The sequence below is a fragment of the Kribbella sp. NBC_00662 genome (genome assembly GCF_041430295.1).
Classification (GTDB): Bacteria; Actinomycetota; Actinomycetes; order Propionibacteriales; family Kribbellaceae; genus Kribbella.
The window spans coordinates 1,780,781-1,797,331 of the sequence record NZ_CP109029.1; the positions used below are offsets into that span (position 1 = coordinate 1,780,781).

18 protein-coding genes are annotated in these 16,551 nt (G+C 68.8%); 8 read left to right on the forward strand and 10 right to left on the reverse strand.

Translation table 11 applies throughout. From position 1 onward, the window contains the following. Positions 1–5 precede the first annotated feature (5 nt). Positions 6–428, forward strand: coding sequence for a MarR family winged helix-turn-helix transcriptional regulator (locus tag OHA10_RS09025; protein WP_371405710.1), 423 nt, complete (start codon positions 6–8; stop codon positions 426–428). Here OHA10_RS09025 and OHA10_RS09030 read toward each other — a convergent pair. Further along, positions 410–1,036 (reverse strand): TrmH family RNA methyltransferase, encoded by a 627-nt coding sequence (locus OHA10_RS09030; protein ID WP_371407918.1) that lies wholly within the window; start codon positions 1,034–1,036, stop codon positions 410–412. The genes OHA10_RS09025 and OHA10_RS09030 overlap by 19 nt on opposite strands. 60 nt (positions 1,037–1,096) lie before the next feature. Between OHA10_RS09030 and OHA10_RS09035 the strand changes: the two genes are divergently transcribed. Continuing rightward, complete coding sequence (locus tag OHA10_RS09035; protein WP_371405711.1) at positions 1,097–1,801, forward strand: DedA family protein; 705 nt, start codon at positions 1,097–1,099, stop codon at positions 1,799–1,801. A 1-nt stretch (position 1,802) separates the two neighbouring features. On the opposite strand, the gene OHA10_RS09040 is transcribed toward OHA10_RS09035, so the two are convergent. The 6 genes from OHA10_RS09040 to OHA10_RS09065 form a co-directional block, all read right to left on the reverse strand. Then, positions 1,803–2,213, reverse strand: coding sequence for a hypothetical protein (locus OHA10_RS09040; protein ID WP_371405712.1), 411 nt, complete (start codon positions 2,211–2,213; stop codon positions 1,803–1,805). A 94-nt stretch (positions 2,214–2,307) separates the two neighbouring features. Next, positions 2,308–5,289: a BTAD domain-containing putative transcriptional regulator gene (locus OHA10_RS09045; RefSeq protein ID WP_371405713.1), complete on the reverse strand. Its 2,982-nt coding sequence runs from the start codon at positions 5,287–5,289 to the stop codon at positions 2,308–2,310. Positions 5,290–5,505: 216 nt separating this feature from the next. Then, entirely contained in the window at positions 5,506–6,345 is an 840-nt protein-coding gene (locus tag OHA10_RS09050; RefSeq protein WP_371405714.1) for a LemA family protein, read from the reverse strand. 168 nt (positions 6,346–6,513) lie between these two features. After that, positions 6,514–7,215 carry a DUF3137 domain-containing protein gene (locus OHA10_RS09055; RefSeq protein WP_371405715.1) on the reverse strand — a complete coding sequence of 234 codons (702 nt, stop codon included), beginning with the start codon at positions 7,213–7,215 and terminating at the stop codon, positions 6,514–6,516. Further along, on the reverse strand, positions 7,215–7,760 hold the full coding sequence (gene pyrE, locus OHA10_RS09060) for an orotate phosphoribosyltransferase (protein ID WP_371405716.1): 546 nt from the start codon (positions 7,758–7,760) through the stop codon (positions 7,215–7,217). Before pyrE ends, OHA10_RS09055 begins: the two co-directional genes overlap by 1 nt. 28 nt (positions 7,761–7,788) lie before the next feature. Next, entirely contained in the window at positions 7,789–8,406 is a 618-nt protein-coding gene (locus OHA10_RS09065) for a class E sortase (protein WP_371405717.1), read from the reverse strand. 84 nt (positions 8,407–8,490) lie between these two features. Here OHA10_RS09065 and tdh point away from each other — a divergent pair, with 84 nt between their 5' ends. Together tdh and OHA10_RS09075 are read left to right on the forward strand one after the other, a co-directional pair. Continuing rightward, positions 8,491–9,540, forward strand: coding sequence for an L-threonine 3-dehydrogenase (tdh, locus tag OHA10_RS09070; protein WP_371405718.1), 1,050 nt, complete (start codon positions 8,491–8,493; stop codon positions 9,538–9,540). Further along, positions 9,540–10,724: a glycine C-acetyltransferase gene (locus tag OHA10_RS09075; protein WP_371405719.1), complete on the forward strand. Its 1,185-nt coding sequence runs from the start codon at positions 9,540–9,542 to the stop codon at positions 10,722–10,724. Before tdh ends, OHA10_RS09075 begins: the two co-directional genes overlap by 1 nt. Here the strand turns inward: OHA10_RS09075 and OHA10_RS09080 are convergent. Continuing rightward, positions 10,693–11,568 (reverse strand): hypothetical protein, encoded by an 876-nt coding sequence (locus tag OHA10_RS09080; RefSeq protein WP_371405720.1) that lies wholly within the window; start codon positions 11,566–11,568, stop codon positions 10,693–10,695. The two genes, OHA10_RS09075 and OHA10_RS09080, sit on opposite strands and share 32 nt — an antisense overlap. Before the next feature lie 146 nt (positions 11,569–11,714). Here OHA10_RS09080 and OHA10_RS09085 point away from each other — a divergent pair, with 146 nt between their 5' ends. Together OHA10_RS09085 and OHA10_RS09090 are read left to right on the forward strand one after the other, a co-directional pair. Beyond that, positions 11,715–12,800 carry a winged helix DNA-binding domain-containing protein gene (locus OHA10_RS09085; RefSeq protein WP_371405721.1) on the forward strand — a complete coding sequence of 362 codons (1,086 nt, stop codon included), beginning with the start codon at positions 11,715–11,717 and terminating at the stop codon, positions 12,798–12,800. A 62-nt stretch (positions 12,801–12,862) separates the two neighbouring features. Then, positions 12,863–13,687, forward strand: coding sequence for an aldo/keto reductase (locus OHA10_RS09090; protein ID WP_371405722.1), 825 nt, complete (start codon positions 12,863–12,865; stop codon positions 13,685–13,687). Here OHA10_RS09090 and OHA10_RS09095 read toward each other — a convergent pair. Further along, positions 13,684–14,598 (reverse strand): LysR family transcriptional regulator, encoded by a 915-nt coding sequence (locus OHA10_RS09095; protein WP_371405723.1) that lies wholly within the window; start codon positions 14,596–14,598, stop codon positions 13,684–13,686. The genes OHA10_RS09090 and OHA10_RS09095 overlap by 4 nt on opposite strands. A 99-nt stretch (positions 14,599–14,697) precedes the next feature. On the opposite strand from OHA10_RS09095, the gene OHA10_RS09100 reads away from it, so the two are divergent. Both OHA10_RS09100 and OHA10_RS09105 read left to right on the forward strand, forming a co-directional pair. Next, positions 14,698–14,949, forward strand: coding sequence for a hypothetical protein (locus OHA10_RS09100; RefSeq protein WP_371405724.1), 252 nt, complete (start codon positions 14,698–14,700; stop codon positions 14,947–14,949). Then, a complete protein-coding gene (locus tag OHA10_RS09105) occupies positions 14,906–15,805 on the forward strand; it encodes a LysR family transcriptional regulator (protein WP_371405725.1) in 900 nt (299 codons plus the stop codon). The genes OHA10_RS09100 and OHA10_RS09105 overlap by 44 nt, the downstream gene beginning before the upstream one ends. Here OHA10_RS09105 and OHA10_RS09110 read toward each other — a convergent pair whose 3' ends face one another. Then, positions 15,806–16,477 (reverse strand): NAD(P)-dependent oxidoreductase, encoded by a 672-nt coding sequence (locus OHA10_RS09110; RefSeq protein WP_371405726.1) that lies wholly within the window; start codon positions 16,475–16,477, stop codon positions 15,806–15,808. Positions 16,478–16,551 lie beyond the last annotated feature (74 nt).

Consider the following 16,551-nt stretch of genomic DNA (forward strand, 5'->3'; position numbering starts at 1 on the left):
AGCAAGTGGAAGCTTATGATACCGCCGTCGCGCTCAGGCGGACGAGCACTCGGCTGGCGCTGCGGCTGCGGGCTGAGCGGACAGGTGACGGGCTGGGGAGTACGGGCGTTGCCGTGCTGGGACAGCTGCATCGGCGGGGCGCGCTGACGGCGAGCGAGATCGCGGCGGCCGAGCGGGTGCAGCCGCAGTCCCTGACGCGGGTGCTGGCGAGTCTCGAGGAGCAGGGGCTGATCGCGCGCGAGCAGGACCCGCACGATCGCCGCCGGCACACGATCGAGCTGACCGACGACGGTCGGGAGCTGCTTCGCGAGCACATGAAGAGCTCGGACGACTGGCTGGCCGAAGCCATCGAAACCCGGCTCAACCCGACCGAGCGGGCGGTCCTTCAGTTGGCCGCGGGGATCCTCGATCAGCTGCTCGACGGCTGACCGAAGGTGTGACGGCGGATCCAGGCGTGCATCGCGATCGCGGCAGCAGCGCTGGCGTTGATCGAGCGGGTCGAGCCGAACTGTGCGATCGAGAGGACGGCTGTGCAGATCGCGTGGGCATCCTCGGTCAGCCCGGGCCCCTCCTGACCGAAGAGCAGAATGCAGCCGCGCGGTAGGTCGTAGGTCTCCAACGGGACCGATCCGGGCAAGTTGTCGATCCCGATGACCGGGAGGCCCGAGGAGTCGGCGTACGAGGCCAGGTCGGCCAGTGTCGGCTGGTGGCGGACGTGTTGGTAGCGGTCGGTGACCATCGCGCCGCGGCGGTTCCACTTCCGGTTGCCGACGATATGGACCTCCGCAGCGAGGAAAGCGTTCGCTGTCCGGACGACCGAGCCGATGTTCAGGTCGTGCTGCCAGTTCTCGATCGCGACGTGGAACGGGTTCCGCTGCCGGTCCAGGTCCTCGACGATCGCCTCGAGCTTCCAGTACCGGTACTTGTCGACGACGTTGCGCCGGTCACCCTCGGCCAGCAGCTCGGGATCGAGCCGCGGGTCGTCCGGCAGATCGCCCACCCACGGTCCGACACCGACCTCACTCGGCCCGACCATGTCCGCGCCCCGGAGGTCGCTGCTCAGCTCATGCACAGGTCGGGACGCTACCCTGTCCGCGTGCTTCCTCTTGTCGCGATGCTGATGCCGAACTGGATGGACCCGGAGTACCTCCTGAACTGGATGGGTAACTGGGCCCTCTGGGGCACGCTGATTGTGGTGTTCATCGAGTGCGGGGTGTTGTTCCCGATCCTGCCCGGTGACTCGCTGCTGTTCGCGGTCGGCCTGTTCATCGCGCGCGGCACGATCGACGTACCGCTGTGGCTGGCCTGCGTCCTGCTGACCGCCGCCGCATTCCTCGGCAACGTCTCCGGCTACTACATCGGCCGATTCCTCGGTACGTCGCTGTTCCGCAACCCGAACGCCCGGTTCCTGAAACCGAAGTACATCGAGCAAACGCACGATTTCTTCGAGCGGTACGGCCCGCGCGCGCTGGTGATGGCCCGCTTCGTCCCGATCGTCCGCACGTTCATCACGATCGTCGCCGGCGCCGGGCGGATGGACCCGCGCAAGTTCTTCCTCTGGACCGGTGTGGGCGCGATCATCTGGGCCCCCGGCATCACGCTGCTCGGCCACGCGCTCGGCAACGTGCAGTTCATCCACGACCATCTCGAGTCGGCGCTGATCCTGCTCGTGCTGGTCTCACTGATCCCGATGGTCGTCGAGTACCTGCTCGCCAGGCGCCGCAACCGCAACAACAGCTCGGGCGACGCACCGAAGCACGCCGCCCCGAAACACGCGGTCACCAACAATCACACCGAATGAGTCAGTGTCCGAACGGGAAGTGCGGCTCTGACCAGACGAAGTCGGTGCTGAGCAGCGACAGCTCAGCGATCTCGACCGGGCCGATCAGCAGCGGGCCCACCACCTGGCCGGAGCCGAGCGAGCATGCCACCCGGATCCGGTCTGCCGCCTGGTACCAGACCAGCGCCCCCCGTGGCGCCGCCCCCTCACGGAGCAGGTCGTGGTGGTTGAGCCAACCGATCGCATCGGCCGCATCGTGCCAGCCGCTGTCGTGCGCATAGCCGAACGCCATCCGCTGGAACTTCAGCGGCCAGTCCTTCCAGGCCGCCGATCCGAGTCGTTCCAGCTGCCAGTTCAGCGCCGCCTCGGTGTCCCGCGGGTTTGCCACCCGCGGGACGTTCGGGCGCTCCACGGCAACCTCCCCCCAGGCCATAGGTTCTCTCCCCCGATTCCCCGAAAACCTCGGCCTGCATGCCGTGGCATGGTCAGATCCTGTCCGACCCGAATACAGCCGCCGTACATTCGGCTCAGCCGGCCGCAACCCCGGTTTCAGACCCGGCGAGCAGCCGTCGGCAGGTGTTCGCAGCGGCGTCGTTGCCTGCCTGTTGCCACACGCGCGCGGCGCGTTCGAGCGTACGGCGGGCGTTGTCGAGGCTGCCCGTGGACAGGTACAGCTCGCCGAGGTGCTGCGCCGCCTGGCCCTCGACGCTGCGATCACCCAGCCGGTGGCCGATGTCGATCGCGTCCAGCAGGGTCTTCCGCGCCGCGGCAACCTCACCGCGCTCCATCAACGCCTGCCCCAGAAGAGCCCGGGTGTACGCCGCGCAGTGGTCGTCACCCATTCCGTCGAAGATCGCCAGTGCCTTACGCAGCTGCCGCACGGCCTCGTCGTGCCGGCCTTGATTGACCCGGAGCGCCGCGATCCGGCGTCGTACCTTGGCCTCGCGGTGCGCGTCGGCCCGGCGTACGGCGATCAGGAACGCCTGCGCCAGAAGGCCTCGCGCGGTATCCAGATCGCCGCGGACCAGGTACACGTTCGCGGCCGCGGTCCGAGCCAGCGCCTCGGCATTCGCGTTGCCGTCCTCGACGAACGCCTCGATCGCCTTCTCGTACTGCGCGAGTCCTTCGTCGCGCTGCCCGCGTTCCCGCAGCCAGGTGCCGAGCCCGACCGCCGCCACGCCCTCGCCGAGCCGGTCGCCCACCTCGGCGAACGCCTCCGCGGCCGCGTCGAAGTGCCGTCGCGCCGTATCCCAGTCGTCCTGGTAGACGGCGAGCTGGCCGAGGTTGCGGTGCATGATCGCTTCGCCGTGCCGATCGCCGCACTCGATCGCACTCAACAAACCCTGTTGGTGCGAACCGTTCCAGTCGTCGAAGCCGGCCCGCAGATCGAGGTACGGACCCCATGCCGCCGCGATCCGCCACGCGTGGTCGTGCAGCCCGTTCTGCGCGGCGGCCCGGATCGCCGGCACGAACGTACTGCGTTCACTGTCCAGCCACGCGATCGCGTCGGCCTCGGTGAACGGGGACGGATCCGGAGCCGTCAGTGGTCCGGTGTGCTCGAGGACGCCGAAGTACTCGAAGGACAAGGCCTCGTTGGCGCGGCGGATCTTGTTCAGGATCGCCTCGACGACGGTCTCCACGTCCCGGACCGCCTGCGCCTTCTGCTCGTCATCGCCGACGCCGAGCGCGTGCAGCCGCAGCAGATCGTGGACGCGATAACGCGCCGTACCGCGTTGGTCGACCGAGCTGATCCGGACCAGGTTGACCTCGATCAGCCGGTCCAGACTTCGCCGTACCGCGGCCGGCGACGCGACTGCCTCCAATGCACGGGCGGAGAAGACACCGACCGCGAAGTGGCCGATCAGCCGGTACAACCGAGCCTCTTCCGGGCTGAGGGCGTCGTAGCTCAGGTCCGCACTGGTCCGCACGGCGAGCTCACCGATGCTCAACTCGTCCAGCCGCGAGGTCTCGTCCCGCAACCGCCGCGCGAGCTCACGCGCGCTCAGATCAGGACGCTGCGCCAGTCGGCTGCCGACGATCCGGATCGCGAGCGGCAGGTTCGCGCACGCGGTCAGGATCTCCTCGGCTTCCGGAGAGGTCGCGTCGATCCGACCGGACCCGGCAACCGACGACAGCAGTACGGCGGCCTCCCGGTCGTCGAACGTGTCGAGCGGCATGCTGTCTGCCCCGGCCAGGTCCATCAGCCGGTTGCGACTCGTGACCACGACCGCCGATGCACCGGTGCCCGGCATCAGCGGAGTGACCTGACCGGCCGCGGCCACGTCGTCGAGGATGATCAGCACCCGACGGCTCGCCAGCTCGGACCGCAGCATCGCGGACCGTCGCTCCGGATCGGTCGGGATCGCGAAGTCCGGCAGGTTCAGGCTCAGCAGCAGATCGGTGAGTGCGGCGGCCGGATCCCGGGGCTGGGTGGCGCCGTGCATGTCCAGGTAGATCTGCCCGTCCGGGAAGTGTTCCCGGACCAGATGGCCCAGCCGAACGGCCAGTGAGGTCTTCCCGGTCCCCGGCGCTCCCGAGATGACCGCGATCGGCGGCCGCACCGGGTCCCGTCCGCAGACCAGGTCCCGCAGCTGCTCGAGGTGGTCCTGCCGTCCGCTGAAGTCAGCCAGGTCGAGCGGGAGCTGACTCGGCGGCCGGACCGGGTCGGTCAGCTCAGGCGCGGCCATCGGTCCGGGTTGTGCGGCCGGTTCGGGGCGCTCCGCCGTACGGTCTGCGGGGATGCCTGGGTTGGGCCAGTTGGCCGAGCGGCCGTTCTCGGCACGCGCACCGGCCGCCTCCAGCTCCGGACCGGGCTTGATGTCGAGCTCGTCGGCCAGCGTCTGCACTGCCTTCTGGTACGCCGCCCGCGCCTCACCGACCCGGCCGGCCGCGAGCAGCGCATCGACCAGCCGTCGCCAGAGCTGCTCGTCGTACGGGTCGTCGGCGAGACGGGCGCTGAGCAGTACTGCCGCGCCGCTCGCGTCGCCGTACTCGAGCCGCAGGTCCAGGAGGTTGTCGACCAAGCTGCGGTGCTGCGCCTCCAGGCGGGCGATCGAGCCCTCCCACGCCGCGGGCATCGGCAGGTCGTCGAGCGGACGACCGCGCCAGAGCGAGTACGCACGGGACAGGACCTGCATCGCCTGCCGCCCGTCGCCGGCGTCTCGCAGGTGGCCGCCCTCGGCCAGCAGAGACTCGAACAGGCTGGCGTCGAGCTCGTCGACGCCCACCTCGATGCTGTAGCCCGCGGCGGAGGTGTCGATGGGTGCGGGCAGCCCGGCGTCCTGCAGCACACCACGCAGCGCGCGGACATAGGTCCGGATGTTCGCGGTGGCCGAACGCGGCGGACTGCTCTCCCAGAGCGCGTCAGCGATCAGATCGGTCGAGACGAACCGGTTCGGGTGCAGCAGCAGAGTTGCCAGCAGCTGGCGCGGTTTGGCGGCCTTCAGCGGCTGGCCCTGGACGTGGACGAGGCGCAGAGGTCCGAGGATCCCGTACCTCAGACTGTCCACTCGTCCGACCTCTCCACTCTTGAACCGGCTTATCGTGTCATCCGGTCGCACCATGCGGAAGCCCGATGTACGCCGGATGTATCTCGCTGCGGCACTGTTGACTCAGGTACCGGGGGGAGGGCAGGCCCGGGTGTGGCGACTTGACCGCCGTCACTCCGGGTCTGGCACTGGGAGAGAGTCCGGGGTCGGGGGTCCTGGGCTACGGGGAACCGGTGCCTACTGGCCACCGGTGAATGGCGGCTGACCGTCCTGCGGTGCGGGGGAACCCGCAGGCGGCCCGCCCACCGGTGGCTCTCCCTGCCCTTGGTACTGACCGGGCGCGGGGTACTGACCGGGCTGGGCCGGCGGCTGCTGGTAGCCGCCCGGGATCGGCTGCGGCGGCGACTGGTAGTTGCCCTGGTCACCGGGCATCTGAGGGTGGATCTGCCCCGACGACGGCGCGCCCGGCTGCATCTGCGGCGGCGCCTGCTCACCGGCCACCGACCCGATCGTGCCGAACGACACCTGCGGTACGGCGCGGACCTGCTCGTCCTTGACCTCGAAGTACCCGGCCTTCTCGAACTTGAAGGCGCCGGCGATCAGGTTCGACGGGAACGCCTCGATCCGGGTGTTGTAGTCGCCGACGTTCGCGTTGTAGAAGCGGCGGCCGGCCGCGATCCGGTCCTCGGTGTCGGTCAGCTCGCGCTGCAGGCCGAGGAAGTTCTGGTTCGACTGCAGCTGCGGGTAGGCCTCGACCGAGATCATCATCTGACGCAGCGCGCCGGACAGCTGACCCTCCGCGGCGGCCCGCTGCTCCGGGGTCGCGCCCTGCACGTTCACTGCCTGGGTGCGCAGCCGGGCGACCTCCTCGAACACGTGCCGCTCGTGCGCGGCGTAGGCGCGGACGGTCTCGACCAGGTTCGGGATCAGGTCGTACCGGCGGTGCAGCTCGACGTCGATCTGCCGCCAGGACTCCTGGATCAGGTTCCGCTGCTTGACGAACCGGTTGTACGACGTGATCAGCATGATCGCCAGAACGACGATCACCGCGACGATCACGATGATGACCCAAACCATGACGAGCTCCCGAGTGTTTGGCAGTGCTGACTGCGACTCTACGGGCAGGGGGTGTCTCCTGACCCCACGCCGTAGCGAGCAGGTGCCCAGTGCGGCGAGGTGCCGTGCCGAGTGCCGCGCAGTAGGCGTGGGGTCAGGAGACACCCCCTCCGCGGGTCCGCCGTGGTGTTACTGAACGCGGGGGTCGATTCCGGCGTAGTCGCGCCAGACGTACGGCGGGACGTTGTCGATCACCTGCTGGAGGAGCCCGAGGCGGCTGATCAGCTGGCTCGGGTCGTGGTCGCCCTTGGCCCAGCCGACCAGCGAGTTCCCCTCGGTGCGCCAGGCGATCTCACCGCGGGCGAGCAGCAGCTCCATCATCCGCGGGGTGACCACGGCATGCCCGAATCGCTCGTCGTCGGCCTTGACCCGGAACGCCCGGTTGAACTGCTCGCTCTCGAACTGGATGTCGCGAAAGCCGAACGCGTTCGCCACCGCGCCGCCGAAGATCCCCTCGTGCGTCACCTCGAGATGCGGGAGCGCGCCCGGGAGCTGCATCACGACAACCCCGAAGCGGTGCGTGGTGGTCCGCCGCTGCCCCCGCCCGTTGGTCGTGTGGGTCTGGTAGCTGTAGTCGAAGGCAACCATCGGGCGCCCGTTGAACGGCCCGGACAGAACGTTCCTGACATGCCAGTTGTCGCCGGTCTGGAACGGCGTACCCGACCACTGGCCGGCCAGCGAGGGGTTGGACGGCACGTACGACCAGCCCTGCTGGGCCGCCAGGCCGGTGAACTGCTCGCGGCGCTTCTTCGCCCGGTAGTAGTTGAAGTAGGCGAGACCGACGCCGACCACGACGGCCACCCCGACGAGCAGGAGGGTGCTGGCCTGCATCAGTTCAGCCCAAGGTCCTCGAGCCCGAACACGGACCGGTACTCCAGGCCTTCCGCCTCGACCCGCTCCTGCGCGCCGGTCGCCCGATCCACGATCACCGCGACCGCGACGACCTCGGCTCCGGCCTCACGCAGCGCCTCGACCGCGGTCAGCACCGATCCCCCGGTCGTCGAGGTGTCCTCGACCGCGAGCACCCGGCGGCCCTTCACGTCCGGTCCCTCGATCCGCCGCTGCAGACCGTGCGTCTTCTCTGCTTTGCGTACGACGAACGCGTCGAGCGTGCGGCCCTGCTGGGCAGCGGCGTGCAGCATCGACATCGCGACCGGGTCGGCGCCGAGCGTGAGCCCGCCGACCGCGTCGTACTCCAGGTCCTTGGTCAGCTCGAGCATCGCCGGGCCGATCAGCGGCGCCGCGGCCGCGTCCAGTGTGATCCGCCGCAGGTCGACGTAGTAGTCGGCTTCCTTCCCCGACGCCAGCGTCACCCGGCCGTGCACGATCGCCTTGCTTTTGACCTGCTCCAGCAGTCCGTCCCGGTCGTAGCTCATGAGCGTTGAGCTTAGAACACGGTCGAGCTCACGATTTCCTGTGGACCTTGACCAGGTGGCCGAAGGCAACCGAGCGGTCCGGGGAGTGGAACAGGTCCTGGCAGGTGGTGAGGGTGATGATCGAGGCGGTCGGGGCGTCGCGCTTGCCGGGGACCGGGTCGAGGACCCAGGTGTCGGTCGGCTTGACGGTCAGGTCGCGGGGCGAGCCGTCGAGTTCGTAGGTGTAGACAGCGTCCTGGGTCTCGACGACGACCTGGTCGCCCTTCTGCAGTTCGAGCAGCTTGCGGAACGGCGAACCGTGCGTGACGCGATGCCCGGCGACCGCGAAGTTGCCCGGCTGGCCCGGCAGTTGGGTCTGTGGATAGTGCCCGATCCCGCGGGCCAGATCGTCCGCGTCGACCCCTTCGACGACCGGCTTCTCCCAGTCGGCGCCGAACCGCGGGATCCGCAGGAGAACGAACGGCTTCCCGGTCGAGGGCTTCACGACGGCCGGAGCCTTCCACTGCTTCCGCAGCGAGTCCTCCCCCTTACCCATCTGTGCGTTCGACGTGATCCCCGTACCGAAGTACTGCCACCCGACCCAGCCGAGCAACCCGACACCCACCACCAGGAACACGATCCCGAGTCCCCTGACTACTCCCCGCATGCGGACAAGTATGCAGTTCAACTGCAAAGGCTGTGCACGACGTGTCGATGGACGGCGATGGTTGCCCGGGACGACGATGTGGGCATGAAGGCGCTCGTGAAGGCCGAGGCGAAGCCCGGTCTGTGGTTGCAGGATGTTCCGGAGCCGAAGATCGAGGCCGACGAGGTTCTGATCAAGGTCCTCCGCACCGGCTTGTGCGGCACCGACCTGCACATCCAGAACTGGGACGCGTGGGCGCAGAAGAACGTGCCGGTGCCGATGGTCACCGGGCACGAGTTCTGCGGTGAGGTGGTCGAGGTCGGCGTCGGCGTCCGCGATGTCGCGGTCGGCGATCTGGTCAGCGGCGAGGGTCACCTGGTCTGCGGCCGCTGCCGCAACTGCCGCGCCGGCCGGCGCCACCTCTGCATCAAGACCCGCGGGCTGGGCGTCCACGTGCCGGGCGCGTTCGCCGAGTACGTCGCGCTGCCGGCGACCAACGCGTGGGTACACAAGGACCCGGTCGACCTCGACGTCGCGGCGATCTTCGACCCGTTCGGCAACGCCGTACACACTGCTCTTTCGTTCCCGCTGGTCGGCGAGGACGTGCTGATCACCGGCGCCGGCCCGATCGGGGTGATGGCCGCGGCGGTCGCGCTGCACGCCGGTGCGCGGAACGTGGTGATCACGGACCTCTCGGAGTACCGCCTCGACCTGGCCCGGAAGATCGGCGTGACCCGCGCGGTGAACGTCGGCGAGGAGACGATCGCGGAGGCGCAGCAGAGCCTCGGGATGCGGGAGGGTTTCGACGTCGGGATGGAGATGTCCGGGCAGCCGGCCGCGCTGCGCGACATGCTCGCGAACATGACGCACGGCGGGAAGGTCGCGATGCTCGGCCTGCCGTCGGACGAGATCGCGATCGACTGGGGCACGGTCGTGCTCAACATGCTGACGATCAAGGGCATCTACGGCCGGGAGATGTTCGAGACCTGGTACTCGATGTCGGTGATGCTCGAACGCGGACTGGACCTGACCCCGGTGATCACCCACCGGTTCGGGTACGGCGACTTCGAGCGCGCGTTCGACGTCGCGCGACAGGGGCAGTGCGGCAAGGTGATCATGGACTGGACGGCTGAGTCTCTGGAGGAGAAGCACTGATGTTCGGACGGATGCGGGACGACCTGACGGCGACCATCGGCGAGATCCGGGACGCCGGGCTGTACAAGTCCGAGCGGGTGATCACCTCGCCGCAACAGTCGCTGATTTCAGTTGCGTCAGGCAACGAAGTACTGAACTTCTGTGCGAACAACTACCTCGGGCTGTCCGACCACCCGGAGGTCGTCGCGGCGGCCAAGCAAGCCCTCGATAGGTGGGGCTTCGGGCTGTCGTCGGTGCGCTTCATCTGCGGCACCCAGCAGATCCACAAGGACCTGGAAGGTGCCCTGAGCAACTTCCTCGGGACCGAGGACACGATCCTCTACAGCTCCTGCTTCGACGCGAACGGCGGGCTGTTCGAGACCCTGCTCGGCGCCGAGGACGCGATCATCTCCGACGAGCTCAACCACGCCAGCATCATCGACGGCGTACGGCTCTCGAAGGCGAAGCGTTACCGCTACAAGAACCGTGACATGGCCGACCTCGAGGCACAGCTCAAGGACGCCGCCGACGCGCGGTACCGGCTGATCGCGACCGACGGCGTGTTCTCGATGGACGGGTACGTCGCGCCGCTCGACGAGATCTGCGACCTGGCCGAGCGGTACGACGCGCTCGTGATGGTCGACGACTCGCACGCGGTCGGCTTCGTCGGTCCGGACGGCGCCGGTACGCCGTCGCTGTTCGGCGTGAAGGACCGCGTCGACATCGTCACCGGCACGCTGGGCAAGGCTCTCGGCGGCGCGTCCGGCGGTTACGTCTCCGCCCGCCGCGAGATCGTCGAGCTGCTCCGGCAGCGCTCGCGCCCGTACCTGTTCTCGAACTCGCTGGCCCCGTCCGTCACCGCCGCGTCACTGAAGGCCCTGGAGCTCATCGGCACGTCGAGCGCCCTCCGCGACAAGCTCGACGCCAACACCCGGCTCTTCCGCACCAAGATGACCGAAGCCGGCTTCGACGTCCTCCCCGGCAACCACCCGATCTCCCCCGTCATGATCGGCGACGCCGCCGAAGCGGGCCGCCTGGCCGACAAACTCCTCGACCTCGGCATCTACGTGATCGGCTTCTCCTACCCCGTCGTCCCCCAGGGCAAGGCCCGCATCCGCGTCCAGCTCTCCGCCGCCCACTCCACCCAGGACGTGGAAACCGCCATCGCCGCCTTCATCGAGGCCCGGGCGGCGCTGGCGGGGTAGTCGTCGCCGGACGCGGTTGCCCGAGGGCTTGTTCGAGCCGCGCACCGACCGCGTCCAGTTCCCGCGGCATCGAGATCGCGGTCGCGGAGGCCAGCAGGTTCTCGATGTCGCTCCGGGCTGCCCGGACGGCGTCCCGGAGGGTGCGGGCGCGGGTGCCGGCGGCCTCGTCCGGAGCCGACTGTTCGAGGGCGGTCAGTTTGTCCTCGGCGGAAACGACCCGGCTCGACTCGACGTTCCAGGCGCCGGCGGCCTGCGCGGGGGAAGGCTGCCGGCGGAGCTCCGGGATCAGCCCGCGGGCGAACCACGCCACCTCGTCCTCACCGGACGCGAGGTCGTCGCGCCAGGCCTGGCGACGGCGCGACCTGACCAGCAACGGAATCCCCACGGCGAGCGCGACCACGATCGCCGCCAGCACCCACCACAGCCAGGTTGGTGCCCCGTCCGTCTCGGCCGACGTGGGTTGGGTCGAGGACGTGGTCGCCGATGAGGGCGCGGCCGACGCTGTCCGGGTCGCCGTGGTGGTCTCGGTCCGCGTAGCCCTGGTCGTCTCGGTGGCTCTGGTCGTCTCGGTCTTCGTCGCCCTGGTCGTCTCGGTCTCGGTCGCCCTGGTGGTCTCGGTCTCGGTCTGCGTCGTCCTGCTGGTTTCCGGCTGCCGGGACTCCGATGACGAGGTGGTGGTCGGCTTCTCCGAGCGTTCCGGCGTACGGGTCGCGCTCGGAACCGTCGCGGTCACGGGCGGCAGCGATGCGGGCGTGCGCGTCGACGAGCCCGACGGTCGCTCACCGGACCCTCCGCAGGAGACGAGGAGGAGCGCCGCCAGCACCAGACCAACCGCTCGCATCATCAGTGGACCCCTCCCGCTCGATGGCGCGCAGCTCGTGCTGTCCCGACGAAGATCGCACCTGCGCGGGTGGTCCGACTCATCCCGGTGGGGCGATATTCGGACGGTCGACTGCTCGACTTGTCGGTCCGCACGGGCAGGATGTGGGCATGTCGGTTCTGAGTGCGAGGGCGATCAACCGGGCGACACTGGCCAGGCAACTGCTGCTGGAGCGGGCGGACGTCCCGGCGGTTGACGTGGTGGGACATCTGGCCGGGATGCAAGGGCAGGAGCCCAAGCATCCCTATGTCGGGTTGTGGACCCGGATCGACGGGTTCTCGGAAGCCCAGCTGGACCAGGCCGTCGCGGCGCGGGATGTGGTGCGGGCGACGATGTTCCGGGGGACGTTGCATCTGGTGACGGCGGCGGACTACCTACGGTTTCGGACAACGGTGAGTCCGGTCCTCGAGGCCGGGTTGCGGGTGCTCGGGGATCGGGGCGCGGGGCTGGAGCCGGAGAAGGTGGTGGCCGCGGCGGAGAAGTTGCTGGCGAAGGAGCCGCTCACCTTCACCGAGGTGCGGGACGCGTTGCAGGAGCAGTTCCCGGAGGTGAACGAGCGGGCGCTCGGGTTCTGCACGCGGATGCTCGTGCCGCTGGTGATGTATCCGGCGGACGTGCGATGGTCCTGGACGGCCAACTCGCGATTCACTCCGGCCGAGGAGTGGATCGGGAAGAAGCTGCACAAACGCGCCGAGCCCAAGGAGCTGGTGACGCGCTACCTGCAGGCGTTCGGTCCGGCCACACCGGCGGACTTCCAGACCTGGTCCGGGCTGCAGAAGGCCAAGCCGTTGTTCGACGAGCTCGAGCTGGAGACGTTCACCGACGAGGCCGGCAAGACGGTGTACGACGTACCGGACGGACCGCGGCCCGACGAGGACACGCCTGCGCCGGCGCGGTTCTTGCCGGAGTTCGACAACGTGCTGCTCTCGCACGCGAAACGGGAGCGGATCATCGCGGACGAGCACAAGCCGCACGTCTTCACGAAGAACCTCCGGGTCAAGGCGACGTACACCGTCGACGGCGTCGTCGCCGGGCTGTGGACGGCCGAGAAGAAGCGCGGTGTGGCCACTCTCACGCTCACTCCGTTCGGCAAGACGTTGAAGAAGACGCTGGCCGAGCTGGAGCGCGAGGGCAGCGCATTGCTCCGTTTTCTCGAGCCAGATGCCAAGTCCCATGAAGTGGTTACTGCTGGTTAATGAGGTTGTTGTCACACGTCGGATGACTGGGCCAGAAACCCTTTGCCGGGTGGAATGGGCAGATGAGCACAGTCCCCTCCATCACTCTGGACAACGGCGTCGAGATCCCGCAGCTGGGCCTGGGGGTCTGGCAGGTCGAGGACGCGATCGTCGCCGACGTGGTGACCGCGGCGTTCGAGACCGGCTACCGGCACATCGACACCGCCGCGGCGTACCGCAACGAAGCCGGTGTCGGGCGAGCCATCGCCGCGTCCGGCCTGCCCCGTGACGAACTGTTCATCACCACCAAGCTGCAGAACAGCGACCAGGGCTACGACTCGACGCTGGCGGCGTTCGACAAGAGCATCGACCAGCTCGGGCTGGAGTACGTCGACCTGTACCTGATCCACTGGCAGTGCCTGAAGAAGGACAAGTACGTCGACACCTGGAAGGCGTTCGAGCAGCTGTACGCCGACAAGCGGGTGCGCTCGATCGGCGTCTCGAACTTCCACGAGCCGGCGCTGCGGCGGATCTTCGAGGAGACCACGATCCGCCCGGCGGTGAACCAGATCGAGCTGCACCCGGCGCTGCCGCAGGACGAGCTGCGCGCGTTCAACGCGGAGAACGACATCGTCACCGAGGCGTGGAGCCCGCTGGCGTCCGGCGAGCTGATCGACGCCCCGGCGCTGAAGACGATCGGCGCGAAGTACGGCAAGTCGGCCGCCCAGGTGATGATCCGCTGGCACCTGCAGCTCGGCAACGTGGTGATCCCGAAGTCGAAGACCGCGAGCCGGATCAAGGAGAACTTCGAGGTCTTCGACTTCCGCCTCGACAACGACGACATGGCAACGATCGCCGACCTCGAAACCGGCGTCCGCACCGGCGGCGACCCGGACGTCTTCGGCTAAAGCATCTCGAGGAAGCGCGCCAGGACTGGCGAACGGTTGTCCGGCGACCAGGCTACGGAGAGTGGCCAGGGTGGTAGGTCGTCGGACAACTCGCGGTAGACGATCGCGTCGGGGTTGGACGGCGGGGTCGGGCTGATCAGCAGCGAGACGCCGAGGCCGGCTGCGACGAGCGACACGATCGTTTGTACGTCGGCCGCCTCCTGCTCGATCCGTGGCGTGAAACCGGCCGCGCGGCAGAACCCGACGATCGTGTCGTGCACCGCAGGCCCACTCGGCCGCGAATAGAACACGAACGGCTCCTCCGCGAGATCGGTCAGCCGGATCCGCTTCCGCCGGACGAGCCGATGCCGAGCCGGCAATACCGCCACGACGTGGTCCTCGGCAACCACCCTGGACAGCAGCCCGGGCGCCAGCCGGACGACGGTCCCGCCCTGCCCGCCGGCTGATCCCGCCGGCGCGGGCACGGTCGGCCGCAGCAGCCCGACATCGATCCGGCCGTCCCGCAACGCCTCGGTCTGCCGGAGCGTGGTCATCGACTCCAGGTCGAGCACCACCTCGGGGTACGCCTCCCGGAACGCGCCGAGGATCTGCGGCAGCGGCTCGAACGTTGCCGACTGCACGAACCGCAGCCGCAGCGATCCGAGCTCACCGCGCTGCGTCCGCTGCGCCGCGCGCACCGCCTCGTCCGACCGTCGCAACAGGTCCTGGGCCTCCGCCAGGAACGTCTCACCCGCAGCCGTCATGACGAACCGGCGCTTCACCCGGGCGAACAGTTCCACACCGAGATCGTGTTCGAGCGCCGCGATCTGCCGGCTGAGCGACGGCTGGGTCAGGTGCAGCCGCGTCGCAGCCCGCCCGACGTTCATCTCCTCGGCCACCACCACGAACGACCTGAGCTGTCGTAGTTCCATGACCACAATCATGCACCAGACACATCAACTCAGCGCAGAACTTTCATTGGACGTATCAATGCGCTGGTTCCTACTGTCGAAGAGTCGAAAGGAACCACCGTGCAATACGTACCGTTCTCCGTGATCAAGTCGATCCACGAACAGACCCACTCCGCCATGCCGGACGCACCGATCCGGCCATATGTCCCGCGACGCCACCCGATCCGCGACGCCTACCGGCGCTGGCGGGAGCGCCGTACCCCGGCTCCGCAGGCTGTCGAGCTGACCCTGATCGCATCCACAGCCGGCCCGTGCGAAGCTGAGGTTCGTGATCGAGGTACGACGCCTGCGAGTGTTGCGTGCGCTTGCTGACCACGGGACTGTGACCGCGGCGGCCGAGGTGCTGCATCTGACGCCCTCGGCCGTCTCGCAGCAACTGGCCGCCCTGGAGTCCGAGGTCGGCCAGGAACTGCTCGAACGCCGCGGCCGGCGGGTGGCGATCACCTCCGCCGGCCGCCTGCTCCTCGAACACACCGACACGATCCTGACCGAGGTCGAACGCGCCGAGGACGCGATGCGCCTGCACGCGAACGGCGCCAACGGCGAGGTCCGGATCGTCGCCTTCGCCACCGCAATCACCCTGCTCGTCGCGCCGGCCCTCCCCCGGCTGCGCGAGACCACGCCCGGCCTCGACCTCGTCGTCCGCGACGCCGAGGGCCACCAGGGCATCACCCATCTCCTCGACGGTGACGCCGACCTCGCGATCGCCGTCGAGCACCGCGGCTCACCTCGCCCCGACGACCGCCGACTGGTCCGGATCCCCTTGTACGCCGAGCCTTTCGTCGCCGTACTGCCGCCGAACCACCCGGCCGCGGAGCAACACACGATCGAGCTCGCGATGCTGGCGAACGACGACTGGGTGATGACCGCACCGGGCAACCCGATCCGCGACGTGGTCGTCCTCGCCTGCGAACAGGCCGGATTCCAGCCGCGGATCGTCCACCAGTCCGACGATTTCCGCGCCGTCGCCGCCCTGGTCGCGGCCGGCGGCGGGGTCTCGCTCGTCCCGCGCCTCGCCGTACCCGAGCCGACGCTCGCCCTGATCCGCCCGCTCCCCGACCCGGTGCCGACCCGCCGCGTGTACGCCGCCGTCCGCGCGAGCCGCGCCGATCACCCGCTGATCACGGCCACCCTCGACGTCCTGACCGAGGTCGCCGAGAAGCTGTAGTCAGTTGGAGATCACGACCGTCTGCCGGATGAGGCCGGCGTTGTCGACCGCGTTCAGCAGGTAGGTCGCGACGTCCGCCCGGGTCATCGAGAATCCGCCGCGCACCGTCCCTTCGGTGTTGCTGCGGAACTTTCCCTTCGCCGCACCGTTGGTCAGCCGCGGCGGACACACGATGGTCCAGTCCAGCTCACTCGCCACGACCAGCTCCTCCATCCGGCGCGCGTCCGCGAACGACTCCCGCAGGATCCGCTGCAGGATCGGCTTCACGACGTACTTCGTGAACGGGTCGTCGCCCGTGCTGTGAATGCCGGCCACACTCACCACCAGGAACCGTCGTACTCCGCTCTCGTCCATCGCCTGCAGGATGCTGTGCGCGCCGTCGGTGAGGACACTGCTCGCCCCGGACGGTCGAGGTCCGAGCACGGACAGCACCGCGTCGTGTCCCTCCAGGATCGGCGCGATTGCGTGTGGATCCATGACGTCGGCGGTCACTACGTCGGCCAGCGCACCGGTGACCCCGGCCCGGGCCGCCACCAGCCGAAGCTCGGGCAACGCCACCTGGAGACTCGACCCCTCGCGGACGACCGCGGTGATCGCGTGTCCGGCTGCCACGCCTTGACGCACCAGCTCGGTCCCGATCCGTCCGGACGCACCGAACACCACCAACTTCATCGTCAACCCCTCCAGGTTAGTGAACACTCACTCACCATGGTTAGTGAACACTCACCAACCTGTCAAGATAGGCT

What these genes read in the sequence shown, in the direction of transcription:
- OHA10_RS09030 (WP_371407918.1), bottom strand. Translation starts at nt 1,036, where the DNA reads ATGGTCGGGCCGAGTGAGGTCGGTGTCGGACCGTGGGTGGGCGATCTG.
- OHA10_RS09040 (WP_371405712.1), bottom strand. Translation starts at nt 2,213, where the DNA reads ATGGCCTGGGGGGAGGTTGCCGTGGAGCGCCCGAACGTCCCGCGGGTG.
- OHA10_RS09050 (WP_371405714.1), bottom strand. Translation starts at nt 6,345, where the DNA reads ATGGTTTGGGTCATCATCGTGATCGTCGCGGTGATCGTCGTTCTGGCG.
- OHA10_RS09055 (WP_371405715.1), bottom strand. Translation starts at nt 7,215, where the DNA reads ATGCAGGCCAGCACCCTCCTGCTCGTCGGGGTGGCCGTCGTGGTCGGC.
- pyrE (WP_371405716.1), bottom strand. Translation starts at nt 7,760, where the DNA reads ATGAGCTACGACCGGGACGGACTGCTGGAGCAGGTCAAAAGCAAGGCG.
- OHA10_RS09065 (WP_371405717.1), bottom strand. Translation starts at nt 8,406, where the DNA reads ATGCGGGGAGTAGTCAGGGGACTCGGGATCGTGTTCCTGGTGGTGGGT.
- tdh (WP_371405718.1), top strand. Translation starts at nt 8,491, where the DNA reads ATGAAGGCGCTCGTGAAGGCCGAGGCGAAGCCCGGTCTGTGGTTGCAG.
- OHA10_RS09075 (WP_371405719.1), top strand. Translation starts at nt 9,540, where the DNA reads ATGTTCGGACGGATGCGGGACGACCTGACGGCGACCATCGGCGAGATC.
- OHA10_RS09080 (WP_371405720.1), bottom strand. Translation starts at nt 11,568, where the DNA reads ATGATGCGAGCGGTTGGTCTGGTGCTGGCGGCGCTCCTCCTCGTCTCC.
- OHA10_RS09085 (WP_371405721.1), top strand. Translation starts at nt 11,715, where the DNA reads ATGTCGGTTCTGAGTGCGAGGGCGATCAACCGGGCGACACTGGCCAGG.
- OHA10_RS09090 (WP_371405722.1), top strand. Translation starts at nt 12,863, where the DNA reads ATGAGCACAGTCCCCTCCATCACTCTGGACAACGGCGTCGAGATCCCG.
- OHA10_RS09095 (WP_371405723.1), bottom strand. Translation starts at nt 14,598, where the DNA reads ATGGAACTACGACAGCTCAGGTCGTTCGTGGTGGTGGCCGAGGAGATG.
- OHA10_RS09110 (WP_371405726.1), bottom strand. Translation starts at nt 16,477, where the DNA reads ATGAAGTTGGTGGTGTTCGGTGCGTCCGGACGGATCGGGACCGAGCTG.